We start from the raw sequence: 24870 nt of genomic DNA on the forward strand, positions 1-24870 counted from the left end.
AAGGCCGGCCGTCTACGACAGGATTCTCGCAAATCCCAGGAGGCGCGGCCGACCCGGCAATTGACGGCGGGCCGCAGCCCCCTATGATCGGATTGGAACACGAACAATCAAGCCGGCTTTCGATTCCGAACACGGAATCGGCCGGCCAGCAGGGAGACCGCGCGTAATGACCGCAATCGACACCACCAATTGGCCCGCCGACCTGCTGGCCCGGGAGTTCCGGGACAAACGGGTGCTGGTCACCGGCAGCAGCCGCGGCATCGGTGCCGCGGTGGCGGCGGCCTTCGCCCAGCTCGGCGCCCGCGTCGCCATCCATGGCCGTGACCGGGCGGCGGTGGACGCCGTGGCGGCGGCGATGGGCAACGGCGTGGTCGGGCTGGCCGGCGATTTCGCCGACAAGGGCCAGGCCCGCGCGGTGGTGGAACAGGCGGTGGATCGGCTGGGCGGGCTGGACGTGCTGATCAACAATGCCGGCACCATGCTGGGCCGGGTGGCGCTGGCCGACATCGACGACGGGTTCCTGCAACAGCAGTTCGACCTGAACGCCGCTTCGGCGGTCGTCGCCAGCCGAAGCGCCCTGCCGGCGCTGATCGCGGCGAAGGGGGCCATCGTCAACACCGGCTCCATCTCCGGACGCACCGGCGGCAGCGCCGGCTCGTCGCTCTACAGCGCCGCCAAGGCGTTCCAGGCCAGCCTCGCCCGCTCGCTGGCGACGGAGCTGGCGCCGCACGGCATCCGTGTCAACGCGGTGTCGCCCGGCACCATCGACACCGATTTCCATCAGCGCTACTCGACCGCGGACAAACTGTCGCAGACCGCGGCGCGCATCCCGCTGAAACGGCTGGGCACGGCCGAGGATTGCGTCGGCGCCTACCTGTTCCTCGCCTCCAACCGGCTGGCCGGCTACATCACCGGCCAAACGATCGAGGTAAATGGCGGTCAGTTCTATAACTAAAGGGTAGTTTTTCGCAATTGCGAAGGTCAAGCTTTGGCAAAATGCAAAGCGGTCTCAACGATCTTGGCGAATTGCGAATGGTTGAGGATCGCTGTCTATTGGAAAGAGGGTGATTTCACAGGGCAGAAAAACACCGCGGCGTTAATGGTCCTTTGGCATTGTTCTTGTAGGGTACCTCGTTGACAACCGATCACCCGAAAGATCGGAAACTTGCCAGCAGCCGGGTCAGAGACGAGGTCCCCAGCCATGAACGCCACCCACCCAGGCCGGCAGTCCGCCGCCCAACCGACCAAAGCCGGCCCCTTCGCCAACCTGCGCACGGCGACCAAGATCTATACCGGCTTCGGCGTGACGCTTGCGCTGCTGGTCGGCTTGGGGGCGGTGTCCTGGTCGGGCTTGCGATCCAGCGACGACGCGCTCCGCCGCTATGCCGGGCAGTCGCATGTCGCCATGGCGGTGGCGGAGGCGGACACCAACATGGCCGACGCCCTGGGGGCGGCGGAGGAGTTCGTGTCCAGCGGCTCCGCCGCGGTGGCCGACCGCTTCCGCGCCGACGTGGACAAGTTCGCCAGGAAGCTGGACGCCGCCACCGCGCGCATGACCAGCGCGACCGACCGTCAGGCGGCGCAGGAGATCGCCAGCCTGCAGAAGACGCTGACCGGCGGCTTCGACCAGCTGGTCGCCGCGCGGACGGAGCGCGACTCCATCGTCGCGTCGGTGGTGAACAAGCTGGGCGCCGACATCCGCCGCACGCTGAGCGAGACCGTCAAGGCGGAGAAGGATCTGGGCGATCTCGACCGCACGGTGAAGGCCGCCGACGTCAGCGAGCAGTATCTGCTGGTCCGCGTGCTGGTCGCCCGCTTCGTGGCGGAGACGCAGGCCGAGGATCTGGCGCGCATCCGCAAGGATCTGGCCGATGTGACCGCCAAGGCCACGGCGCTGCGAGACGCCATGGCGGACGGGCCGGTCAAGGCCAAGCTGTCGGACGCGGTCGCCAAGCTTCCGGCCTATGGCGCCGGCATCGACCGCATCGCCAGCTTGAGCGACCAGCTGAAGTCGCTGAACAATGAGACGCTGGGCAAGGCGGGCAAGGAGATCGGCGACAAGATCGGGCTGATCCGCTCCCACTCCGCCGATTTCCTGTCTCAGCTGGAGAGCAGCGCCGCCGCCGAGGTGGCGGCGGCCGAGGGCCGCGGCACCATGGTGACGGTCGCCGCCCTGCTGATCGGCCTGCTGCTGGCCTGGGCGATTTCGCGGGCGATCACCAGGCCGCTCGGCAACATCACGCGGGCGATGGGCCGTCTGGCCGAAGGCGACCTGAGCGTCGCCGTCACCGACGACGCGCGCCGGGACGAGATCGGCGCGCTGGCCCGCGCGCTCCAGGTCTTCAAGACCAACGCCTATGAGATGGAGCGGATGCGCAAGGCGCAGGAGGAGAGCGAGCGGCAGGCCGCCGCCCAGCGCCGCCAGACCATGATGCAGATGGCCGACACCTTCGAGAGCACGGTGAAGGGCATCGTCGACACCGTCGCCCACGCCGCCACCGGCATGCGCGATGCGGCGACGGAGCTGACCGCCACCGCGCAGGAGGCGAGCGAGCGGTCGCTGCTGGTCGCCTCGGCCTCCGAACAGGCCTCGGCCAACGTGCAGACCGTCGCCACCGCGACGGAGGAGCTGTCGGCCTCCATCTCCGAGATCGGCCAGCAGGTGGAGAACTCCACCCGCATCGCCACCCAGGCGGTGGCCGACGCCGACGGCGCCGACCGCACCATGCGCGATCTGGTCTCCGCCGCCGAGCAGATCGGTGCGGTGGTGGAACTGATCAGCGGCATCGCCGCGCAGACCAACCTGCTGGCGCTGAACGCCACCATCGAGGCGGCGCGCGCCGGAGAGGCCGGCAAGGGCTTCGCCGTCGTGGCGAGCGAGGTGAAGGCGCTGGCCAGCCAGACCGCGCGCGCCACCGACGAGATCCAGGCCAAGGTGCAGGAGATTCAGCAGACCACCGGCGGCGCCCAGAAGGCCATCGGCAGCATCGGCAAGACCATCGGCCATATGAGCGAGATCACCACCGCCATCGCCGCGGCCATCGAGGAACAGGCCGCCGCCACCCGCGAGATCGCCTCCAGCGTCACCCAGGCGGCGCAGGGCACCGAGGAGGTGTCGAGCAACATCGCCGGCGTCAGCACCGCCGTCCACGAGACCGGCGACGCCGCCGGCCGCGTCCACGGCACCTCGCAGGAACTGGCGGTCGAGGCCGAGCGGCTGCGCAAGGAGGTGGGGACCTTTATCGCGACGGTGCGGGCGGCGTAGGGGGGAGTGCGCTATCCCCCTCTCCCCCCCGGGGAGAGGGTCGGGGTGAGGGGGATGCACAGCGTCGATTTGGTGGGGAACGGGAACTACGCGATGCTTGAAGATCCTCGCCGCGCGACCCCCTCACCCTAACCCTCTCCCCGGGGGGGAGAGGGGATTTGTTGACGCACCCAGGCCACCAGCGACGGCAGCGGCATCGCGCCGGCGGTGCGGGCGATTTCCCGGCCGTGGTGGACCAGGACCAGCGACGGGATGCTGCGGATGCCGAAGCGGCCGGCGAGGTCGGGAGAGGCCTCGGTGTCGATCTTGGCGAGGCGGACCCGGGGTTCCAGCTGGGCCGCGGCCTGGGCGAAGACGGGGGCCATCATGCGGCAGGGGCCGCACCACTCGGCCCAGAAGTCGATCAGCAGCGGCAGGTCGCTCTTCTCGGCATGGGCGGCGAAGCGGCGGGCGTCGAGCGCCACCGGCTTTCCTTCGAACAGGGCGTTGCCGCAACGGCCGCACTTGCCGCCGCCCAGACGGGCCGGAGGCACGCGGTTCAGCGTGTCGCAATGCGGGCAGGCGATGTGCAGGCTGTCGGCGGCCAAAGAATCGGGGCCTGTGGACGAACCGGGGCCTGTGGAAGAATGGGCGGTGGGCGGCATGGCGGGGCTCCTTCCCCTGGCAGCTTGTCCACCGTCGATGTATGGGGGCGGAGCCGCCCGCTCAAGATGGGCGGGCCTACTCCTGCCGGCCCATCAGGCCTTCCAGCTTTGCGAAATCCACATATTGCGCCGGCCGGTCCTTCAACAGGTCCGGGGTCGCCTGGGCATTCTCCCGCGCGCATTCGGCGACGTAGCGGGCCAAGAGGTCGCGCATGACCTCGGCCAGAGGCGTCTGCCGCTGACGTGCGTAATTCTTGGCGACATCTTTGATTCGGCGATCAACGCGCAAAGAGATCGTCGCCTTCTTTGGATGAAACGGATCTCCGATCATGACGATCCCCCACCAATCTTGCTGATCCACGTTATTTGGATATGCCGGATCGGTGGTGGATACAAGGATCCATGGGAAGGCGGGCGATAAAACTTGGGGATGATAACTTGTGAATTTGTGTGGATAAAATCTCATCCGGTTTTCTTCTCCACAGAATCTGTGGATAGATGTGTGCGCAATCTCCGAACAGAATCATCCGCACCCTTCCGGCCGGCCCATCCGGCCTGTGGATGAGTGGGTTTGCCTATTTTTTAGGCGTCTTGAGCGCTCTCTCCGGTCCCGGCCCGCCGACCAGCCGCAGCCGGCCGGCCGGCGACAGGTCGGGCAGGATGGACAGCACGGTTTCCTCGGTCAGTTCGCCGATCTGGCGGCGCTTGGCGCGGGCGGCGGAGGTCGCGGCGCGCAGGGAGTCGAAATCCACAGGCTCGGCCTGCAACAGGGCGCGCACCCGCTGCCCGGCCTCGCGGTAGTCCTGGGACAGTGCGTCGTAACGCGGGCGCAGCGGCTCGAAGGCCGCGCGCAGGACGGCGGCGTCGGCGTCGGACAGGTCGGCGGCCACATGCTCGACGAAGCGGTCGGGCATCGGCCGGTAGGGCGGGGGCGGCGGGTTGCGGATGGTGGCGACCAGCATGGCGCCGAGGAACAGGTTCAGCGCCAGCGACGCCAGGGCCAGCGTCCGCAGGCTGATCCGCTGCCCCAACCACCGGCGGAGCCTGGTCAGGACGGACGGCTGGGGGCGATGGGTGGCGGCGGTACCGCTCATCGGGAGTCTCCGTCGAACAGGGTGACGACCTCGTCGTTCAGCAGGGCCAGTTCCTGGCTGCGCGGCGCGGTGGGGGCGGGGCCGGTGAGCTGGCCGCTCAGCCAGCCTCCGGTCAGCCAGCCGAGCGCGAGCAGGGCGGCGCAGAAGCCGGCCACCGTCCGCCGCGGCATCCGGCCGAGCAGAAGCATGACGAGGCTGTCCTGCGGGGATCGCCGCGCCGCCTTGCCGACGGCGGCCAGCAGGCGGTCGACGCGGGCGTCCTCCACCGGCGGGGCGGGGGCGGCGAGCAGGCGGTCGAAGGACTGAGCGTCCTCCAGCGCCGTGCGCAGGGCGGGGGAGCGGGCGAGCGCGGCGCCGGCCGCGGCGCGCAGTTCGGGCGGCCAGCGCTCCGGCGAGGCGCCGTAATCGTCCAGGTGGCGGAGGAAGTCTTCGTCGGTCATGGCATCCTCCCTCACAGGATCTCGGAGGTGGTGAGCGCGGTCTTCAGCGCGGCGCGGGCGCGGGCCAGCAGCGAGGCGAAGGCGCTCTCGCTCATGGTCAGGACCTCGGCGGCCTGCCGCAGGCTGAGCCCCTCCTGGTGGAACAGCACGACGGCGGCGCGTTGGCGGTCGGGCAAGGCGGCCAGAGCCCGGTTGACCCGCTCGGCGGTCTGGCGCTCGGCGATGCGGGCCAGCGCGTCGGGCGATTCGTCGGGCGGATCGCCGGCCTCCTCCAGCGGCGACCAGCCGGGGCGGCGGCCACGATCGATGGCGAGGTTCATGACGATGCGGTAGAGCCATGTGGTGAAGGCGGCGCGCGCCGCGTCCCAGCGGCCGGCATGCTGCCAGACCCGCAGGAAGGCCTCCTGCGCGATCTCGTCGGCGTCGGACGGGTTGCCGGTCATCCGCTGGGCCAGCGCCACGGCGCGGCGCATGTGGCGGGCGGCCAGCCGGTCGAAGGCGGCGGCGTCGCCACCGGCCACGCGCTCCATCAACCCGTCGTCGCTGTCGGTGTCGTCGGCCACCGGGGCTCCGCTCATGCCGTGGGCGAGAACTATGCCCAACAGGGCGGAGGGGCGCCAGCGCAGCGCGAAGTGAAGAGAGGGGGCCGCACCCATCCGCCGCCCCCTATTCCGCCGGGGCGGCGATGGCGGCGCGGCGGGTGCGCCGCAGGGCCAGCCGCTCCAGGGTCAGATAGACCACCGGCGTGGTGTAGAGCGTCAGCATCTGGCTGACCAGAAGGCCGCCGATGATGGCGATGCCGAGCGGGCGGCGGATCTCGCCGCCGGTGCCGTAATCGAAGGCCAGGGGAACGGCGCCCAGCAGCGCGGCCATCGTCGTCATCATGATCGGGCGGAAGCGGACCAGTCCGGCCTCGCGGATCGCTTCCAAGGGCGACAGGCCGCGTTCCCGCTCCGCCTCCAGGGCGAAGTCGATCATCATGATGGCGTTCTTCTTGACGATGCCGATCAGCAGGATGATGCCGATCAGAGCCACGATCGACAGGTCGTAGCCGGTCAGGATCAGCGCGATCAGCGCCCCCAGCCCGGCCGACGGCAGGGTCGACAGAATGGTCAGCGGGTGGATCAGGCTTTCGTAGAGCACCCCCAGGACGATGTAGATGGTGATCAGCGCCGCCAGGATCAGCAGCGGCTGGCTGGACGAGGATTGCTGGAAGGCCCGCGCGTCGCCCTGGAAGCCGGCGCGGATGCTGGCGGGCATGCCGATGTCCTCCGCCGCGCGCTGGATCAGTTCGGTCGCCTGGGACAGCGAGACGCCGGGGGCGAGGTCGAAGGTCAGGTTGGCGACCGGGAAGCCGCTCTGGTGCTGGATGCTGGCGGCCTGATTGCCGATGACGACGCGCGACACCGCCGACAGGGGAACCATGCCGCTGCGGCCCGACACATAGATGCGCTTGAGGTCGTCGGGGCCGAGCGCCTCGGATGGCGCGACCTCCAGCACCACCTTGTGCTGGTTCTGCGCCAGATACATGGTCGAGACCTGCCGCTGGCCGAAGGCGTCGTAGAGCGTCGCCTCCAAAGCGCTCAACGACACGCCCAGGCGGGTTGCGGCGTCGCGGTCGACGATGACATTGGCCTGGATGCCGCCGTTCTGGCGGTCGTTGGCGACGTCGACCAGTTCCGGCAGGGTGCGCATCTTCTCCACCAGCTTGGGCGCCCATTCGTTCAGCGCGCCGATGTCGGCGTCCTGCAGGCTGTAGCGGTACTGGCTGCGCCCCTGGAAGCCGCCGACGCGGATGTCCTGCACCGGCATCAGGTAAAGCTGCACCCCCGGCACCCGGCCGGCGCGCTGGCGCAGCCGCTGGGTGACGGTCTGGAGATCGTCACGCCCCGCCTTCGGCTTCAGGCCGATGAAGATCTGGCCGGAATAGGTGCCGCCCGGACCGCCGCCGCCGATGGTTCCGCCGACGCTGTCCACCGCCGGGTCGCCGGCCACCGCGTCCTGCAAGGCGCGCTGGCGCGTCACCATCGCCTTGAAGGAGATGTCGGGCGGCGGATCGCTGAAGCCGATCAGCAGGCCGGTGTCCTGCTGCGGCACGAAGCCCTTCGGCACCTGCCCGTAGAGCCAGACGCTGACGCCGACGATGGCGAAGGTCGCCGCCAGCATGGTGCGGCGGTGGGCCAGAACCCAGTCCAGCCCGGCGGCATAGAGGCCGAACAGGCGGTCGCCGATCCAGGCGAGCGCACGGGCAAGGCGGCCGGGAGGGCCGCGCTCCGCCTCCGGCGCCAGCAGATGGGCGCACATCATCGGGGTCAGGGTCAGCGACACCACGGCCGAGACGGCGATGGCGACCGACAGCACCACGGCGAATTCGCGGAACAGCCGGCCCTGGATGCCGCCCATGAACAGGATGGGGATGAAGACGGCGACCAGCGACAGGCTGATCGACACCACGGTGAAGGCAACCTGCCGCGCGCCCTTCACCGCCGCCTCGAACGGCTTGGCGCCCTTTTCGATGTGGCGGACGATGTTCTCGATGACGACGATGGCGTCGTCCACCACGAAGCCGACCGAGATGGTCAGCGCCATCAGCGAAAAATTGTCCAGGCTGTAGCCGACGATCCACATCACGCCGAAGGTGCCGGCCAGCGACAGCGGCACCGACGCCGCCGGGATGACCGTCGCCCACAGCCGGCGCAGGAACAGCGCCATCACCATCACCACCAGCGCCACCGTGACCGCCAGCGTCTTCTGCACGTCGTCGATTGAGGCGCGGATGGTCGGCGTGCGGTCGGTGCGCACCGACAGGCTGACCCCCGGCGGCATCCAGCCGCGCAGCGTCGGCAGTTCCGCCCGGATGCGGTCCACCGTCTCCACCACGTTGGAGCCGGGCTGTTTCTGGATGTTGATGAGGACGGCGCGCTGGCCGTCCTGCCAGGCGGCGGTGCGGCTGTTCTCCGGCGCCTCGATCACCTCGGCGACGTCGCCCAGCCGCACGGTGGCGCCGCTCTTCTCGGTCACGATCAGCCGGCGGTAGGCGTCGGCGCCGAACAGCTGGTCGCTGGCGCCGATCGACCAGGATTCATGAGTGCCGTCGAAGCTGCCCTTCGGCCCGTTGGCATTGGCCTGGGAGATGACGCTGCGGATCGATTCCAGGCTGACGCCCATGTTGGCGGCGGCAGCGGCATTGACGCGCACGCGCACCGCCGTCTTCTCCGCACCGTTGATGGAGACCTGGGCCACCCCCTCGATCTGGCTCAGCCGCTGGCCGATCACGCTGTCGGCAAGGTTGTAGAGGTCGGCCGGGGCCAGGGTGGTGGAGGTCATGGCCAGCGTCATCACCGGCGCGTCGGCCGGGTTGATGCGCCGCATCTTGGGCGGGCTGGGCAGGTCGGCCGGCAAGTCGCCGCCCGCGGCGTTGATGGCGGCCTGCACGTCGCGCGACGCCGCCTCGACGTTGCGGTTCAGGTCGAACTGCACGACGACGGTGGTGCTGCCGAGCTTGCTGTTGGAGGTCATCTCCGACACGCCGGCGATGCGGGAGAGCCTGCGTTCCAGCGGCGTGGCGACGGAGGCGGCCATGGTCTCCGGGCTGGCGCCGGGCAGCGAGGCGGTGACGATGATGGTGGGGAACTCCACCTGCGGCAGCGGCGCCACCGGCAGGAAGCGGTAGGCCACCATGCCGAGGATCATCAGCCCGACCATCAGCAGCGACGTGCCGACCGGCCGCCGGATGAAGGGGGCGGAGAGCGAGGCGCCGGAGGGCAGGAGATTTGCGGGGAGCATGGCCGGCTACTCCGCCGCCGCCCGGCCGGGAGCGTGGCCGGACTCTTGGGCGTTGCCCGGCTCGGCCGACGGCTTCCGCCGCCATGGCCGCAGCAAGCGGCCGAGCCGGTTGCCGAGACGGTCCATGTAGAGATAGACGACCGGCGTGGTGTAGAGCGTCAGCACCTGACTGAGCAGCAGGCCGCCGACGATGGCGATGCCCATCGGTTTGCGCAGTTCCGATCCGGTGCCGTTCTCCAGCGCCAGCGGCAGGGCGCCCAGCAGGGCCGCCATGGTGGTCATCATGATCGGGCGGAAACGCAGGAGCGACGCCTCATAGATCGAGCGTTCCGGCGCCATGCCCTGGTTGCGCTCCGCCTCCAGGGCGAAGTCGATCATCATGATGGCGTTCTTCTTGACGATGCCGATCAGCAGCACGATGCCGACCAGCGCGATCAGCGACAGGTCGTGGCCGGTCGCCATCAGCGCCAGCAGCGCGCCGATGCCGGCGGACGGCAGGGTCGACAGGATGGTGATCGGGTGGATCGTGCTCTCGTACAGCACGCCCAGCACGATATAGACCGCGACCACCGCCGCCAGGATCAGCCAGGGTTGGGTGTAGAGCGACGAGCGGAACTCGGCGGCCGTGCCGGCGAAGCGGGCGGTCGCGGTGTCGGGCATGCCGATGCCGTCGCGCGCCTGCTGGATCGCCGCCACCGCCGCCCCCAGCGAGACGCCGTGCGCCACGTTGAAGGACAGGGTGACCGACGGGAACTGGCCCTGGTGGGTGATGACCAGCGGGGCGGTCTTGCGCTCCACCGACACCACGGCATTCAGGGGCACGACCGTGCCGCCGCTGGCCTTCACATAGATCTTGGACAAGGACGCCGGGTCCATCTGGAAGGACGGTTCGACCTCCAGGATGACGCGGTACTGGTTGGTCTGGGTGTAGATGGTGGAGACCTGACGCTGGCCGAAGGCGTCGTAGAGCGTGTCGTCGATGGCCTGGGGCAGGACGTGCAGGCGGCTGGCGGCGTCGCGGTCGATGGTCAGGTAGACCTGCAAGCCGTCGGGCTGCTGGTCGGTCGCCACGTCGGTCAGTTCGGGCCGGGCGCGCAGGGCGTCCAGCAGGCGTGGGGTCCAGTTCTCAAGCTCGCGCGGGTCGGCGTCCTGAAGGACGTACTGGTATTGCGTGCGGCTGACGCGGCTGTCGATCTGCACGTCCTGCACCGCCTGCATGAACAGCGACACGCCCTTCAGGTCGCCGGTGGCGGCGCGCAGGCGGGCGATGATCTCCTCCGCGGAGGAACTGCGCTGGTCTCGCGGCTTCAGCGCGATGGTCAGGTTGCCGGTGTTGGTGGTGGCGTTCACCGTGCCGGTGCCGACGAAGCTCGCCACGCCGGCCACGTCGGGGTCGCGCCGCACGATGTCGGCGACCTCGCGCTGGCGCTCCGCCATCGCCTTGACCGAGATGGAGGGCGCGGCGTCGGTCACGCCGATGATGACGCCGGTGTCCTGCTGCGGCAGGAAGCCCTTCGGCACCACGTCATAGAGATAGAGCGTGGCGGCCAGCGTGGCGATGGTGACCAGCAAGGTCGCCGGCTGGTGGCGCAGGACGACGCGCAGCGAGGCGGCGTAGCCGTTCAACAGGGCGTCGAAGCCGCGTTCGGTCCAGCGGAACAGGGCATTTGGCTTGGTCTCCGCCTCCGGTTTCAGCAGGCGGGCGCACATCATCGGCGTCAGCGTCAGCGAGATCACCGCCGACACCAGCACGGCGATGGACAGCGTGATGGCGAATTCGCGGAACAGCCGGCCGACCACGCCGCCCATGAACAGCAGCGGGATGAACACCGCGATCAGCGACAGGGTCAGCGAAACGACGGTGAAGCCGATCTGGCGGGCGCCCTTGAGCGCCGCCTGCATCGGCTTCTCGCCCTTCTCGATGTGGCGGACGATGTTCTCGATCATCACGATGGCGTCGTCGACGACGAAGCCGGACGCGATGGTCAGCGCCATCAGCGACAGGTTGTCCAGGCTGAAGCCGCACAGCGCCATGATGCCGAAGGTGCCGATCAGCGACAGCGGCAGCGCCGCCGCCGGGATCACCGTCGCCCACGCCTTGCGCAGGAACAGGAAGATCACCAGCACCACCAGCCCGGCGGTCAGCACCAGCGTCTTCTGCACGTCGACCACCGAGGCGCGGATGGTCTCCGTCCGGTCGGTCAGCACCGCCATGTGGATCTGCGGCGGCAAGCTGGCCTGGAGCGAGGGCAGCAGTTTGCGGATGCGGTCCACCGTGTCGATGATGTTGGCGCCGGGCTGGCGCAGCACGTTCAGCAGCACCGCCGGCTTGCCGTCATGCCACGCCGCGAGCCGGGTGTTCTCCACCGAATCGACCACGGTGCCGATGTCGGTCAGCCGCACCGGGCCGCCATTCTTGTAGGCGACGATGATCGGGCGGTAGGCGGCGGCATTTTCGATCTGGTCGTTGACGCCGATGGACCAGGACTGGCGCGGGCCGTCGAAGCTGCCCTTCGGCGCGTTGACGTTGGCCTGGGTGATGGTGGTCCGCACATCCTCCAGCGTCAGGCCGAGTCCGGCGACGGCGGCGGGGTTGACCTGGACGCGGACGGCGGGACGCAAGCCCCCTTCGATCCCGACATAGCCGACGCCGTCGACCTGGGACAGCTTCTGCGCCAGCAGCGTGTCGGCGGCGTCGCTGACGGTCTCCAGCCGCAAGCTGTCCGAACTCAGCGCCAGCACCATGACCGGCGTGTCGGCGGGGTTGACCTTGTCGTAGACCGGCGGGTTCGGCAGCCCCTTGGGCAGCGTGCCCGACGCGGCGCTGATCGCCGACTGCACGTCCTGCGAGGCGGCGTCGATGTCGCGGGTCAGGTCGAATTGCAGGGTGATGACCGACAACCCGAAGGAGCTGGTCGACACCATGGAGGAGATGCCGGCGATCTGCCCGAGCTGCCGTTCCAGGGGGGCGGTGACGGACGACGCCATCACCTCCGGCGCCGCGCCCGGCAGCTGGGTGGTGACGCGCACCGTCGGGAAATCGACCGTCGGCAGCGAGGAGATCGGCAGCGCGCTGTAGCCCAGCAGGCCCAGCAGCACCACCGCAAGCATCAGCAGCCCGGTGGCGACCGGCCGCAGGATGAAGGGGGCGGAGATGTTCATGAGGGCTGCCGTCCCTCACGCGGGGCGGCGGGGCCGGGAGCGTTTCCGGGGGCGGGAGGGGCGCCGTTGTTCTCGCGCTGCTGCTGGCGCTCGCGCCGCCGTTCCTCACGCGCGGCGGGGTCCTGCGTCTTGCCGGCGGGTGCGGACTCCGGCGCGGGGGTGGCGGGGGCGGCGCCAACCGGTGCGGCCGAGGCGATGGGCTCGACGATGCGGATCTTGGAGCCGGGCTGCAAACGGTACTGGCCGTCGACCACCACCCGCTCGCCGGGGGTCAGGCCCTCGTCGATGATCGCCTTGGTTTCCTCCTGGCGGGCGACCTTGATCGGGCGCTGCTCCACCGTCAGGTCGTCCTTGATGACATAGGCGTAGGTGCCCTGCGGTCCGCGCTGCACCACGGTGGCCGGCACGGTGGTGGCGCCGCGGCGGACGGCGGACAACAGGCGGACATTGACGAACTGGCCCGGCCACAGCTTTTGCGGGTCGTTGGGAATCTCGGCCTTCAGGCGGATGGTGCCGGTGCCGGTGTCGATCAGGTTGTCCACCACCGACAGCTTGCCGGTGTCGAGCACGCGGCGGCCCTCGCGGTCCTGCGCCTCGACCGTCACCGGCCCTTGCGCCTGGGCGGCGAGCACGGCCTGCAGCTGCTTTTCCGGCAGGGTGAAGATGACGGCGATGGGCTGGATTTGCGTGATGGTGGCGATGCCGCTCTGGTCGCTGGCCCGTACCACGTTGCCCTGGTCGACGTTGCGCAGGCCGATGCGGCCGCTGATGGGGGCGGTGATGGTGGTGTAGTTCAGCTGGACCCGCACCGCCTCGATCGCCGCTTCGTCGGCACGGATCTGAGCCTCGTACTGGGCGACCAGCGCGCGCTGGGTGTCGACGGTCTGGCGGGAGGCGAACTCCTTCAGGTTCATGTTGCGCTCGAGGTCGCGCCGCGCGTTGGCCAGCTGCGCCTCGTCCTGCGCCTTCTTCGCCTCGGCCTGGGCGAGCTGGGCCTGGAGCGGGCGGGAATCGATGGTCGCAAGGAGGTCGCCGGTCTTGACCAGTTGACCTTCCTGCAGGGAGACGCGCTGAAGCTCGCCATCGACGCGGGCGCGCACGGTGACCGTGTTGAAGGCCTGGACTGTGCCGATGCCGTCGAACCAGATCGGCACGTCCTCCCGCGCCACGGTGCCGGCCTGCACCGCCACCACGCTGTTGCGCCCGCCGCCGGGGCCGCCGGGAGGTGCGCCGGGAGGGCCGGGCGGCGGGCCGCCGGCGCCGGTCGATTGCTTCGCCGCCGGAGGGGCCAGCTTCTGCTGAACCGCGTAACCGACGCCGCCGACCAGTCCGGCAAGAACAACACCGGTGACCACCGGCTTCCAACGAATCGTCATGACGTGTTCCGACGCTTGCCCCGACGTTCGACCGGACGGCGCTTTCGCCCGCCACGGTCTTTCTGTCCGTTCCTGATACGCAGCGGCGGGAGGGATTCGTCGGGGAGCGGCGAAGATTTTTTCCGAGTGGCGGCTCCCTCCCGACCCGGCGGAGGACGTTGAGCGGGATTGTCGCAGCACATACGCGAATAGGCATTGAATTTGAGAATGAGTTGCATTATTAGGGCTTTTAACTGCGAATGATTCTTATTCGTGCTGGGGGCAAACAAGTGCAGAAACGGGTTGAGGGCGGCCTGGTGTCGCGTGGGGCGGCGTTCGGCGCCGTGGTGCTGGGCGGTCTGATGGTGCCGGCGGTGGCGGGGGCGCAGAGCACAGATAATGGTGCCGCGCTGCAGATGCCGGCGGTGACGGTGACCGGGCAGGGGGAAACGGCGCTGTCGCCGGTGACCGGCTATGTCGCCAACCAGCAGGTGACCGGTACCAAGACCGACACGCCGCTGATCGAGACGCCGCAGTCGATCTCGGTCATTCCGGCCGACCAGATCCGCGACCAGAACGCCCAGACGCTGAATCAGGTGGTGCGCTACACCGCCGGCGTCACGGCGGAGACGCGCGGCGCGGTGGCGACCCGCTATGACCAGCTGAAGGTCCGCGGCTTCGACGCCGACACCTATCTGAACGGGCTGAAGCTGCAGTCGCTCTACTACGCGGCGTCGCAGATCGACCCCTATCTGCTGGAACGGGCGGAGGTGCTGAAGGGCCCGACCTCCGTGCTGTACGGGCAGTCGCCGGCCGGCGGTCTGATCAATCAGGTTTCCAAGCGCCCGACCGCCACCGCGCTGAACGAGGTCGGGATCGAATACGGCACCGACAACCATTGGCGCGGCACCGCCGACTTCTCCGGCCCGATCGACAAGGACGGCAAGTTCCTCTACCGCCTGACCGCCGTCGGCCTGAGCGAGGACGGCCAGATCCGCATGACGGAGAACGAGCGCGTCGCCATCGCTCCCTCCTTCACCTGGAGGCCGGATGCCGAGACCAGCCTGACCCTGCTGGGCTTCTACCAGCATGACCCGAAGGGCAATTCCTATGGCGGCATCCCGCCGCAGGGCACGGTGCTGAGCAACCCGCTGGGCAAAATCCCGGTCGATTTCTATGACGGCGATCCGAATTTCGAGAAGTTCGACCGTCGTCAGGCCTCGGTCGGCTATGCCTTCGACAAGAAACTGAGCGACGTCTGGACCGTACGGCTGAACGGGCGCTGGCTGAACGCCAAGGTCGCCTACGACAGCCTGTACGCCAACGGCCTGTCGGCGGACTACCGCACACTCTATCGCGGTATCGCCACCTCGCGGGAGGAGATGAACGCCTACGCCTTCGACAACCAGATCGAAGGGCGCTTCTCCACCGGTCCGGTCGGCCACACCGTGCTGGCCGGCGTCGATTACCAGCGGCTCGACGGCCATTACACCGCCGGCTTCGGACTGGCGCCGTCGATCGACGTGTTCAACCCGGTCTATGGCGTCGCCGTCACCCCGCCGGCGGTCAGCCGCACCGACATCGACGGGCGGCAGACCGGCATCTATCTGCAGGACCAGATGCGGCTCGGCGGCTTCATCCTGACGGTGGCCGGGCGCCGCGACTGGGCGAAGACCACCTCGACCACCGCCTTCGGCAGCAGCACCCAGTCCGATCAGGCCTGGACCGGCCGCGCCGGCCTGACCTATGTCTTCGAGAACGGCATCGCGCCCTACATCAGCTATGCCGAGTCCTTCACGCCCAGCAGCGGCGTCGATTTCGCCGGCACGCCCTTCAAGCCGGAGGAAGGCACCCAGTACGAGGTCGGCGTGAAGTACCAGCCGCCGGGCCTGAACAGCCTGTTCACCGCGGCCCTGTTCGACCTGACCCGCAGCAACCTGACGACCAGCGATCCCGCCCACCCCGGCTTCTCCATCCAGAGCGGCGAGGCGCGGTCGCGCGGCATCGAGCTGGAGGCCAAGGTCGGCGTGACCAGGGACCTGGAGCTGATCGGCACCTACACCTACCTCGACACCAAATACACCAAGGACAATGACGGGCTGGAGGGCAAGCGCTTGGCGGCGGTGCCGCGCCATCAGGCGTCGGCCTGGGCCATGTACCACATGCCGGAAGGCACCCCGCTGACCGGGCTCGGCGTCGGCGCCGGCGTGCGCTTCACCGGCAGCACCATGAACACGGCGAACACCTTCAAGGTGCCGTCCTTCACCCTGGTCGACGCCACCGTGTCCTACGACCTGGGCGCCCTGTCGCCGAAGCTGCAGGGGGCGGAGGTCACCGTCAACGGCAAGAACCTGTTCAACAAGGAGTATGTCGCCTCCTGCTATTACGGCGAGTGGTGCGCCTACGGCTATCAGCGGACGGTGACCGCCGGCCTGCGCTACCGCTGGTAAGCCCCCTTGCCGTCCCTCCTTCCCCCCTTCTTCCGTCATTGCCGAAGGAAGCCGTCATGACGCCTGCGAGCCTGCGGGGCTGGCGCCTCGTCCACCGCTGGACCAGCCTGATCTGTTCGGCGAACCTGCTGATCCTCTGCGTGACCGGGCTGATCCTGGTGTTCCACCACGAGATCCAGCATCTGATGGGGGAGGAGCTGGACAGCAGCTACACGGAGGGGCAGGCCCGCCTGCCGCTCCAGTCGCTGGTCGACATCGCGCAGAAGGCCGATCCGACGCTGCAGCCCAAGCTGCTGTCCTTCGATCCGGAGGACAAGGCGGTCAACTACATCTATCTGGGACCGCCGGAGGAAAGCGGATTCGAGCTGGGGCGCTGGGTGGTGCTGAACGGCTTCACCGGCGCCAACCAGATGCTGAAGCAGCCGACGGAGACGCTGGTCGGTTTTCTGCTAAAGCTGCATGTCGACCTGTTCACCGGTTTCGCCGGGCAGATGTTCGTCGGGGTGATGGGGCTGCTGTTCGTGGTCAGCACGGTCAGCGGGCTGGTCGTCTACGGCCCCTTCATGAAGAAGCTGGCCTTCGGCATCCTGCGCTTCGGCCGCGGAACGCGCATCGGCAACATCGACCTGCACAATCTGTTCGGCGTGGCGACCCTGGTCTGGGCCTTCGTCGTCGGGCTGACCGGCGCCATCCTGTCCTTCTCGCCGCTGATCACCGGCTATTGGCAGAAGACCGAGCTGGCGGCGATGACCGCCCGCCATCCCGAGCCGATGACCGGAAGCTCGGTGTCGATCGACCGGGTGGCCGAAGCCGGGTTGGCAGCCTTTCCCGGCAAGGATCTGGCCTTCATCGCCTATCCCGGCAACGAATATGCCGGCAGCCGCCATTTCAGCGTGCTGGTGCGCGGCCACACCGAACTGACCCAGCGGCTGCTCAGCGTCGCCCTTGTCGATGCCGAGACCGGCGTGGTGGCGGAAACGGCCGGCACGCCCTGGTACATGACGGTGCTGATGCTGTCGGGGCCGTTCCACTTCGGCGATTACGGCGGGCTGCCGCTGCAGATCGTCTGGGCGCTGTTCACCATCGTCACCGGCGTGGTGACGGTGACCGGCTTCGTCGTCTGGCTGAAACGGCCGCGGGCGCGGGCGGCATCGGCTGCAACCGGCGCCAAGCTGGGGAGCAAGGCATGACCGGGGTCTGGCGCATTCCGGCCGCGCTGGCCGTGCTCTCCGTCATCGGGCTTGCCGCCGCCATCCTGGGCGACGGGGTGTGGGACTGGCTGTGTTGGGCGACCCTGTCGGTGCCGCTGGCCGTCTGCGCGGCCAAGCTGTGGCGGCAGTGGCCCTCCTGACCGGCCGGCTCCCCGTCTGCTAGGGTCTGTCCGATGCTTATTGAAGCATCGGACAGACCCTAGCCTTCTGATTTTCCGTGCGATTCACGTTTCAGACGATTCCGTCTGAACCGATCGCACTCTAGCCGATGCCGTTGCGGCCCGGCGACAGAATGCCGGCCGGGTCGCCCACCGCGCGCAGCTCCGTCAGCAGGGCGGCGGCGGGTGACCGGCGCAGCGCCTCGGGCACCGGCAGGCCGTTCGCCAGCCGGTAGGGCGCGAAACCCCGTTCCAGCGCGGTTTCGATCAGATCCCGGTAAGCGGCGAGGGCCGCCTCGTCCGCACCCGGCATCTCGCGGTCGAATCCCAGGGTGAAATAGGTCAGCAGGCAGCGGAAGCCGTTGGACTCGATCCCGACATTGAGGTCGATCCCGGCGTGTTCCAGCCGCTCACGCGCCCAGGTCAGGTAATCGGCCAGCGCCTGGAATTCGAAGGGGAAGGCGAGGCAGAGCCAGATCAGGCCGCAGCCGTCGCGGTCGGGGTCGGCCGCCGCGAGGTCGGGGTGCCGATCCTTGCGCCAATAGACCGTTCGCAGGTTGCGTCCGTCCGGCACGCCCAGCCAATCCTCGAACCCCTCGATCCAGGCGCCGTCCCGCCGGGCGATGTCCAGTTCCACCGTCTGGGACACCGCGGCGAAGCGGCGGGACAGGCGGCCGGCGCGGGCCTCCAGCACCTCCGGCGCCTCCGCGCGGATCAGGGCGGAGGCGTGCCACTCGTTCAGGGCCGCCGGGGCCAGCCTGTCGGTCGGGACGGCTGCGCGGACATCGTCGAGCGCCAGCCATTTGATGCCGTTCCACAGGGTCAGCGACCGGTCGGGCAGGGATTGCTCGCATTGGCAGTCGCGCCACAGCTCCAGGAAGGCGGGCAGGGCGTCGAGGCCGCCGATGTCCACCGACAGGATGGCGAGGTCGCTGGGCATCGCCTCCAGCCGGATGACGGCGCTTGTCACCACGCCAAGGTTCGACTGGCTGAACAGCCCGTCGATCAGCGGCCCGGCCGGCGCCGGGTCGAGCCCGGCCGTCCGCTCCGCCCCCAGCGGCCCGCAGCCGGTCCGCAGCCGCCGGCCGTCCGGCAGGGCGACCTCCAGCTCGCACAGCGAGGTCCAGCGCTCGCCCATGCTGCCGTCGCCGCGGTCGAGCGCGTTGGCGAGCGCGCTGGCCTCCGCCGGGCCGCCGATGACGGGGACGAAGAAGCGGTCGGTCCGCTCCGCCAGGAAGGCGGCCAGCGCCTGGAAGGTCACCCCGGCCTCCACCCGCACCAGCCCGCGCTCGCCGTCGAAGCCGGAGATGCGGTCGAGCCGCCGGAGATCGAGCACCACCGCCCCGTCCCGCGTCGGCGCCCGCGACCCCAGCCCCCAGTTGGCGCCGCGGCTGACCGGATGGACCGGCAGGCGGTGCCGGGTGGCGACGGCGAGGCAGGCGGCGGTCTGGTCGGCATCGCCCGGACTGACGACGGCCGAAACCCGGACATCCGGCGCGAAGGTGCGCCGGCCCCAGTCCAGGCGCTCGGCCTCGGCGGTTCGGACATGCTCCGGCCCGACGATGCGGCGCCACTCCTCCAGCGCGTCGGCGGGCGGTTCGCTGGCGGCAGGCGAAGCGGCAAGGGGGGCGGGCGGCGTGGGCATCCTGGGCATTTTGGGGCGGTCCCGATGCGGTCGTCGTGGCGGCGGTGCGGTGCATGGTGGCAGACTGCATACCGGGGAAGGCATCCCGTTTTCATGGTATGGCGATTTGCCGCCACGGCCCGGTATGATGAATTCCGAATCGAAGATTCGATCCGATAGTCCGCATGGGGTCGTCACAGTGGATCAGGCACGATCGGCCGCCGGGACCGGCGGCGTCATCTCCGTGGTCCTGGTGGAGGACGACGCGCCGACCCGTGACTTCCTGGCCGCGTCGCTGGCCGCTGGCGAGGGGATCCGTCTGCAGGCTTCGGTCGGAACGCTGGCGGACGCGCGCGCGGCGCTGGAGCGCAGCCGTCCGGGCGTGCTGGTGACCGACCTGAAGCTGCCCGACGGCCATGGCAGCGATCTGATCCGCGAGGTGCGGCAACGCATGCCGGAGACCGAGATCATGGTGATCTCCGTCCTGGGCGACGAGTCGTCGGTGATGCAGGCCGTGCGTGCCGGCGCCTCCGGCTACATCCTGAAGGACGCGCGGCCGATCGACCTGATCGCGGCGATCCACGATCTGACCAACGGCCGCTCCCCCATCTCCGCCTCCATCGCCCGCCACATCATCCGGCAGACCCAGACCGCTCCGCCCGCCCTGGCGGAAGAGGCGCCGCCCGCCCTGACCCCGCGCGAGATGGACATCCTGTGGGGCATCGCCAAGGGCTTCACCTACAACGACATCGCGGCCCGGCTGGGCATCAGCCGGCAAACGGTTCCCAGCCACATCAAGAACATCTACCGCAAGCTTGAGGTTAATTCCCGAAGCGAAGCGGTCTACACTGCGGTGGAGCGGAGAATCATCAAGCTGTCGGACTGACGCCATTGAGTCGAATGTGAGCCAGCACATCGCCGGGTTGCCGGCGTCCGGTCCGTCCCTGCCGGGGCGCCTGCGGGCATGGCTGAGAGGCCGCGGCCCGCTGCTGCTCCTGTATTACGGGTTGGCCGCGATCTTCGGGCTCGGTCTGGTGACGGCGACCCCGGAGATGCCGGACGGCGGATTGGCCGTCGCCGAGGCGACCTTCGCCCCGGTGGCCATGGATCTGGCCATGGAACGTCCGCCGCCCGAGACGATGCCGCCGGGGGCCGCCGCCGTCCCGCTGCCTTACCGCTGCAAGGCCGTTCCCGATCCGGTCGGCTGTTCCGGCCTGTTCCGCCTGACTTTCCCTTATGATCCCGGCGACGATCCGGGCGACGGGGACCTCTGGTCGATCTACGTGCCGATCCTGTCCGGGCGCGCGACGCTGTGGCTGAACGGGGCGCTGCTGGTCGACAGCATGACCATCCAGTCCGACGTGGTCGTCAACCAGTCGCTGCCGCTGATCCAGCCGATCCCCCGGCCGCTGTTGAAGGATGGCGACAATCGGATCGACATCCGCATCGCGGCCTGGAGCCAGTCCGGCGGCTTTCTCGACACCGTGGTGGTCGGTCCCGACCGCCTGCTTCGTCCCGCCTACAGCCAGCGCGAATGGATGATGGTCACGCTGCCGCGCCTGCTGGTGGCGTGGCAGGCGGCCTTGTGCCTGTCCCTGCTGATCGTGTGGGCCGGCCATCGCGACGAGCCGATCCATCTGGTGATGAGCCTGATCCTGGGGCTGGGCGTGCTCCAGGGCCTGCCGATGTTCAGCACCGAGCCGAACGGCCTGGAACGGCTGTTCCGCGTCGTCAATTTCGCCGGCCAGTGGCAGGGGGCGCTGCTGCCCTTCGTGATGTCCCGTCTGGTCGGGCGCGAACTGGCGGTTCCGATCCGGTGGCTGCTGGTGGTGCCGGCGGTGGTCGCCGGCGCGTTCCTGCTCGCGGCATTCGATCCGCCGACGCTGCAGCCGTGGTTCGCGTGGCTGTGGCTCGTCCTCGGGATCCCCTGGGCGGTGGCGATGCTGGGCTGGTCGGGCCGGATCGTGCTGTCGGCGGCGATCCGGCGGAACCATGCCGCCGCCCAGCTCGTGCTTGGCGGCCTGATCGTCATCCTGCTGATGGCCGGCCATGACATCCTGGCGGTGACCGGCGTTCTGGACCTGCGCGTGCCGTCGATGACCCGCTACATGGCGCCGCTGCTGATGACGGTGGTCAGCGCGACGCTGATGTGGCGGTTCGCCCAGGCGCTGGGCGAGGTCAGCCGCTTCAACGACATCCTGCGGCGCGAGGTGGCGACGGCGGAGGCCGAGCTGCGGGCCAGTTTCGCCCGCGAACAGGCGCAGACCCGCGCCGTCGCGCTGGAAAGCGAGCGGCTGCGCCTGACCCGCGATCTGCATGACGGGCTGGCCGGGCAGCTGGTGTCGATCGTCGCCCAATGCGAGCTGCCGCAGCATGATTACCGCCGCATCTCTGCGGCGGCCCGGCAGGCGCTGGACGATCTGCGGCTGGTCGTGGCGTCGCTGGACGATGTCGGCAACGACCTGGGCATGATGCTGGCGCAGTTCCACGAGCGCATCGGTCCCCAGCTCCAGGCGCAGGGGATGGAACTCGACTGGCAGATGGCGCCGCTGCCCGACATCGAGGGGCTCAGGTCGGAACATGCCCTGACCCTGTTCCGCATCCTGCAGGAGGCCGTGACCAACGCGGTGCGCCATTCCGGCTGCCGCCGGGTCGGCATCGTCATGGCGCCGGCTCCGGACGGCAACGGACGCTTCGCGGTCCGCATCGTCGTCAAAGACGAGGGTCGCGGCATTCCGGACGGAATCGCCGCAAGGCCCGGCAAGGGGCTGAACAACATGCGCCAGCGCGCGGCGTCGCTGGGTGCCGACCTGACCCTGGCCACCGGTCCGGATGGAACCCGGGTCGTCATCGATCTGCCATTCCGCCTGCCGGACTTCTAAAGCATCCGATAGAGCAGGGATCGATTCGGCGCCACCAGAACTTGCGAGAATCCCGGTTTCTCCAGATCTCCCATAAACATGGGATTACCTCGAACGGCTGGCGCCCATACAAAGGATTTGGCGCAAACTTTGCGCGGATCCCGGCGGTGGCCAATGCTGGGGCGAATCACTTCCGATCATCCAATAACCAGGGATTGCAGGCATGAGCAAGACGCAGGCGGCGATGGTCGAAATTTCCGATGACGAGCTTCTGGTGGTGGTGGGCGGAACTGGATCGACCAACGCCCAATCCGGTCATGCGCAGGAGGATGAGAACGGGGTCAGCGTCAGCGTCGGGGTCGAGGTCGCCAGCGCTTCGGGCAGCGTCGGCGTTTCCACCTCCTCCAGCCACGACATCGGCGGCGCCACCGTGACCACCGAGGTCGGGGCCGGCGCCAGCGGGTCGGCCGGCGTCACCGTCGGCTCGGGCGGCGTCACCGCGACGGCGGACGGCTTTGCCGGCAGCCACGGCAGCGTGACGGTAACCAACGGGCCGGTCACCCAGACCATCAGCTATGAGGCCGGCGCCAGCGGCAGCGCCAGCGTCTCGGTTTCCTACACCGGGGTGGAAGCCTCGGCATCCGGCTCGGTCGGCGTTTCGGTGACCACGGAAACCACGGTCGGCGGCAATGTCGGCCATGGCGTGACGGTGGAGGGCTCGGTCACCCAGACCATCGCGGTCGGTGCCGGCGCCGAGGTCAGCGGCTCCATCGGGGCGAGCGGCGTCCATGGCGACGTCAGCACCTATGCCGGCAATTACGTGGAGGTGACGGCATCGGTCACCGCCGGCAACAACGACGTCAGCAGCACCACCACGGTCGGCGTCATCGATTCCGGATCGGTCGGTGCCGGCACCGAGGTGACGGCGGGCTATGCCGACGGCCACGTCACCCTTGGGCTCGGCGCCACGGCGGCGATCGGCATCGGCGGCGTCACGGTGGGCCAGGAGGTGACCGTCAACACCGCCCCGCTCGAACATGCCGGCGCCCAGGCGGTGACCGCGGCCACTCCGGCCGTCACCGACGCCGCCCACACGGTCGCCAACACCGCGCAGTCGGTCGCGACCACCGCGGCCCCGGCGGTGACCGACGCGGCGCACACGGTGTCCAACACGGCGCAGAACACCGCCAGCACGGTCAGCAACACCGCGCAGACGGCCGTTCACGACGTGTCCAGCACGGCGCAGAGCACCGTCAACAGCGTGTCGAACACGGCGAAGAGCGTCACCAACTCCATCAAGAAGAAGATGAAGAAGTGGTGATGCCGGGCGGATCGGCGGCGGTCATGGCGGCGGACGGCATCGCGGCATGAGCGACAGCGCGACGACGGAACGGCAGGCGGAACGGCCGGTTGCGGCGACTTCGCCGGCCGGGGGCGGCGGTCCGGCCGCTTCCGGCGGCAATACCGGCAAGGATGGCGGCAAGGCGAGCTTCCGCGCCGAGGCCGCGGAGGCCGCCACCTCCGTCTCGCAGGTGGACGATGCGCTGGAGGTGGTGCGGCCGCCGGTGCTGGCCTTCTGCGTCACGCTGGCCCTGCTGGTGGTCGGCGTCGTGGTCTGGGCGTCCTTCACCGACGTGCCGATCAAGATCACCGGGCAGGGCATCCTGGTCAGTCCGGGCGGCGTCATCGACGTGGTGTCGGAATCCAGCGGCCGGATCAACGACATCCGCTTCAAGCCGGGCGACGTGATCCACCCCGGCGACGTCGTAGCGCTTGTCGACCAGAGCGAGCAGAAGCTGAAGCTGGCGGAGGCCGAGGGCGAATTGCAGGACGCCATCGCCGCCCGCGACGACATGCAACGCTTCCAGGAGCGCGACCTGCATGCCGACGAGGTCTGGCGGCAGGCGCGCGAGCAGGCGGTCAACGGCAACATCGCGTCGCTGCAGGAACGCCAGCGCATGATGAGCGAGCGCGAGGAGCTGGTCCGCCAGCTCGCCGAACGCGGACTGATCACCCGCGACCGCGCCATCTCCGCCAAGATCGAGCTGTTCACCATCCGCTCCGACCTGGAGGCCCAGCGGAACGAGCTGCAGACCATGACGCTCGACGCCGCCCGCCGCCAGACCCAGCGCGAGAAGGACATGCTGGCGGCCGAGCAGCGGGTGGCGACCGCCTCGCGCGCGGTGGAGTCCGCCCGCGACCGGCTGAAGCGCTATGCCGCGGTGCTGTCGCCCTATGGCGGCCGGGTGGTGGAGGCGAAGGCGAACATCGGGCAGGTGGTGTCGAGCGGAGCGCCGATCGTCAGCATCGAGCGCGACGGCGCGCTGGCCGGCCAGGGGGGCGATCTGGTGGCCCTGGTCTATGTCGGGGCGCAGGACGGCAAGAAGCTGCGCCATGGCATGGAGGCCGACGTGTCGCCGGCATCGGTCCGCAAGGAGGAACACGGGCACCTGATCGGACGGGTCGACCGCGTGGCCGACACTCCCGCCAGCAGCGTCGGCATGCTGCGCACCCTGCAGAACGACGCGCTGGTCGGCGAGTTCCAGAAGACGCTGCGCACCCCGTTCGAGATCATGATCCGGCTGGAGCGCGACCCGGGCGGCGCGCTGCGCTGGTCCACCGGCAATCCTCCGAAATTCTCGATGGACGGCGGCACGCTGGTGTCGGTGGAGATCACCGTGCAGAAGGTCCGGCTGATCGCGCTGGCCCTGCCCATCCTTCAGCAATGGCTCCGGCTGGACCTGACCGACGTGGCGACGGAGCCGGCCCCGGACGCGGGCAAGACTCCCAAGGCCGCGCCGGCGGCGTCCGGGGCCTGAG

Annotated in this window: 18 protein-coding genes; 9 read left to right on the plus strand and 9 right to left on the minus strand. The window is 69.3% G+C overall.

What is annotated here, in order from left to right; all coding sequences use genetic code 11:
- Positions 1–166 precede the first annotated feature (166 nt).
- On the plus strand, positions 167–955 hold the full coding sequence (locus FZ938_RS13405) for an SDR family NAD(P)-dependent oxidoreductase (RefSeq protein WP_149198977.1): 789 nt from the start codon (positions 167–169) through the stop codon (positions 953–955).
- Positions 956–1201: 246 nt separating this feature from the next.
- Positions 1202–3265, plus strand: a complete 2064-nt coding sequence (locus FZ938_RS13410; protein ID WP_149198978.1) for a methyl-accepting chemotaxis protein — start codon at positions 1202–1204, stop codon at positions 3263–3265.
- Positions 3266–3393: 128 nt separating this feature from the next.
- On the opposite strand, the gene trxC is transcribed toward FZ938_RS13410, so the two are convergent.
- The 8 genes from trxC to FZ938_RS13450 all read right to left on the minus strand — a co-directional run bounded on the left by trxC (position 3394) and on the right by FZ938_RS13450 (position 13767).
- Positions 3394–3909, minus strand: coding sequence for a thioredoxin TrxC (gene trxC, locus FZ938_RS13415; RefSeq protein ID WP_246799021.1), 516 nt, complete (start codon positions 3907–3909; stop codon positions 3394–3396).
- Positions 3910–3985: 76 nt separating this feature from the next.
- The gene (locus FZ938_RS13420) at positions 3986–4240 is read right to left on the minus strand and encodes a hypothetical protein (RefSeq protein WP_246457282.1); all 255 of its coding nucleotides are present in this window, start codon (positions 4238–4240) and stop codon (positions 3986–3988) included.
- Between the two features lie 244 nt (positions 4241–4484).
- On the minus strand, positions 4485–5003 hold the full coding sequence (locus FZ938_RS13425; RefSeq protein ID WP_149198979.1) for a periplasmic heavy metal sensor: 519 nt from the start codon (positions 5001–5003) through the stop codon (positions 4485–4487).
- Positions 5000–5443 (minus strand): hypothetical protein, encoded by a 444-nt coding sequence (locus FZ938_RS13430; RefSeq protein WP_246457283.1) that lies wholly within the window; start codon positions 5441–5443, stop codon positions 5000–5002. Before FZ938_RS13430 ends, FZ938_RS13425 begins: the two co-directional genes overlap by 4 nt.
- 11 nt (positions 5444–5454) lie before the next feature.
- Positions 5455–6006: an RNA polymerase sigma factor gene (locus FZ938_RS13435; RefSeq protein WP_149198981.1), complete on the minus strand. Its 552-nt coding sequence runs from the start codon at positions 6004–6006 to the stop codon at positions 5455–5457.
- Between the two features lie 103 nt (positions 6007–6109).
- Positions 6110–9229 (minus strand): efflux RND transporter permease subunit, encoded by a 3120-nt coding sequence (locus FZ938_RS13440; protein ID WP_149198982.1) that lies wholly within the window; start codon positions 9227–9229, stop codon positions 6110–6112.
- 6 nt (positions 9230–9235) lie between these two features.
- Complete coding sequence (locus FZ938_RS13445; RefSeq protein WP_149198983.1) at positions 9236–12391, minus strand: multidrug efflux RND transporter permease subunit; 3156 nt, start codon at positions 12389–12391, stop codon at positions 9236–9238.
- Positions 12388–13767: an efflux RND transporter periplasmic adaptor subunit gene (locus FZ938_RS13450; RefSeq protein WP_149198984.1), complete on the minus strand. Its 1380-nt coding sequence runs from the start codon at positions 13765–13767 to the stop codon at positions 12388–12390. The genes FZ938_RS13445 and FZ938_RS13450 overlap by 4 nt, the downstream gene beginning before the upstream one ends.
- 269 nt (positions 13768–14036) lie before the next feature.
- Here FZ938_RS13450 and FZ938_RS13455 point away from each other — a divergent pair, with 269 nt between their 5' ends.
- The 3 genes from FZ938_RS13455 to FZ938_RS30535 are packed head-to-tail and all read left to right on the plus strand — an operon-like array spanning position 14037 to position 17547.
- Positions 14037–16196, plus strand: a complete 2160-nt coding sequence (locus FZ938_RS13455) for a TonB-dependent siderophore receptor (RefSeq protein WP_246457284.1) — start codon at positions 14037–14039, stop codon at positions 16194–16196.
- A 56-nt stretch (positions 16197–16252) separates the two neighbouring features.
- On the plus strand, positions 16253–17386 hold the full coding sequence (locus FZ938_RS13460) for a PepSY-associated TM helix domain-containing protein (RefSeq protein WP_149198986.1): 1134 nt from the start codon (positions 16253–16255) through the stop codon (positions 17384–17386).
- Positions 17383–17547, plus strand: a complete 165-nt coding sequence (locus tag FZ938_RS30535) for a hypothetical protein (protein WP_169054732.1) — start codon at positions 17383–17385, stop codon at positions 17545–17547. The genes FZ938_RS13460 and FZ938_RS30535 overlap by 4 nt, the downstream gene beginning before the upstream one ends.
- A 121-nt stretch (positions 17548–17668) precedes the next feature.
- On the opposite strand, the gene FZ938_RS13465 is transcribed toward FZ938_RS30535, so the two are convergent.
- Positions 17669–19219, minus strand: a complete 1551-nt coding sequence (locus FZ938_RS13465) for an FAD-binding oxidoreductase (protein WP_174757088.1) — start codon at positions 19217–19219, stop codon at positions 17669–17671.
- 169 nt (positions 19220–19388) lie between these two features.
- Between FZ938_RS13465 and FZ938_RS13470 the strand changes: the two genes are divergently transcribed.
- The 4 genes from FZ938_RS13470 to FZ938_RS13485 all read left to right on the plus strand — a co-directional run bounded on the left by FZ938_RS13470 (position 19389) and on the right by FZ938_RS13485 (position 24869).
- Positions 19389–20075, plus strand: coding sequence for a response regulator (locus FZ938_RS13470; RefSeq protein WP_246457286.1), 687 nt, complete (start codon positions 19389–19391; stop codon positions 20073–20075).
- A 16-nt stretch (positions 20076–20091) separates the two neighbouring features.
- Positions 20092–22071 (plus strand): sensor histidine kinase, encoded by a 1980-nt coding sequence (locus FZ938_RS13475; RefSeq protein ID WP_149198988.1) that lies wholly within the window; start codon positions 20092–20094, stop codon positions 22069–22071.
- A 202-nt stretch (positions 22072–22273) separates the two neighbouring features.
- Positions 22274–23371, plus strand: coding sequence for a RodZ family helix-turn-helix domain-containing protein (locus FZ938_RS13480; RefSeq protein WP_149198989.1), 1098 nt, complete (start codon positions 22274–22276; stop codon positions 23369–23371).
- A gap of 46 nt (positions 23372–23417) precedes the next feature.
- Complete coding sequence (locus tag FZ938_RS13485) at positions 23418–24869, plus strand: NHLP bacteriocin system secretion protein (protein WP_149198990.1); 1452 nt, start codon at positions 23418–23420, stop codon at positions 24867–24869.
- Position 24870: the final 1 nt, after the last annotated feature.

The sequence above is a fragment of the Azospirillum oryzae genome (assembly GCF_008364795.1).
Taxonomy (GTDB): Bacteria; Pseudomonadota; Alphaproteobacteria; order Azospirillales; family Azospirillaceae; genus Azospirillum; species Azospirillum oryzae.

What these genes read in the sequence shown, in the direction of transcription:
- FZ938_RS13405 (WP_149198977.1), top strand. Translation starts at nt 167, where the DNA reads ATGACCGCAATCGACACCACCAATTGGCCCGCCGACCTGCTGGCCCGG.
- FZ938_RS13410 (WP_149198978.1), top strand. Translation starts at nt 1,202, where the DNA reads ATGAACGCCACCCACCCAGGCCGGCAGTCCGCCGCCCAACCGACCAAA.
- trxC (WP_246799021.1), bottom strand. Translation starts at nt 3,909, where the DNA reads ATGCCGCCCACCGCCCATTCTTCCACAGGCCCCGGTTCGTCCACAGGC.
- FZ938_RS13420 (WP_246457282.1), bottom strand. Translation starts at nt 4,240, where the DNA reads ATGATCGGAGATCCGTTTCATCCAAAGAAGGCGACGATCTCTTTGCGC.
- FZ938_RS13425 (WP_149198979.1), bottom strand. Translation starts at nt 5,003, where the DNA reads ATGAGCGGTACCGCCGCCACCCATCGCCCCCAGCCGTCCGTCCTGACC.
- FZ938_RS13430 (WP_246457283.1), bottom strand. Translation starts at nt 5,443, where the DNA reads ATGACCGACGAAGACTTCCTCCGCCACCTGGACGATTACGGCGCCTCG.
- FZ938_RS13440 (WP_149198982.1), bottom strand. Translation starts at nt 9,229, where the DNA reads ATGCTCCCCGCAAATCTCCTGCCCTCCGGCGCCTCGCTCTCCGCCCCC.
- FZ938_RS13445 (WP_149198983.1), bottom strand. Translation starts at nt 12,391, where the DNA reads ATGAACATCTCCGCCCCCTTCATCCTGCGGCCGGTCGCCACCGGGCTG.
- FZ938_RS13450 (WP_149198984.1), bottom strand. Translation starts at nt 13,767, where the DNA reads ATGACGATTCGTTGGAAGCCGGTGGTCACCGGTGTTGTTCTTGCCGGA.
- FZ938_RS13460 (WP_149198986.1), top strand. Translation starts at nt 16,253, where the DNA reads ATGACGCCTGCGAGCCTGCGGGGCTGGCGCCTCGTCCACCGCTGGACC.
- FZ938_RS30535 (WP_169054732.1), top strand. Translation starts at nt 17,383, where the DNA reads ATGACCGGGGTCTGGCGCATTCCGGCCGCGCTGGCCGTGCTCTCCGTC.
- FZ938_RS13465 (WP_174757088.1), bottom strand. Translation starts at nt 19,219, where the DNA reads ATGCCCAGGATGCCCACGCCGCCCGCCCCCCTTGCCGCTTCGCCTGCC.
- FZ938_RS13480 (WP_149198989.1), top strand. Translation starts at nt 22,274, where the DNA reads ATGAGCAAGACGCAGGCGGCGATGGTCGAAATTTCCGATGACGAGCTT.
- FZ938_RS13485 (WP_149198990.1), top strand. Translation starts at nt 23,418, where the DNA reads ATGAGCGACAGCGCGACGACGGAACGGCAGGCGGAACGGCCGGTTGCG.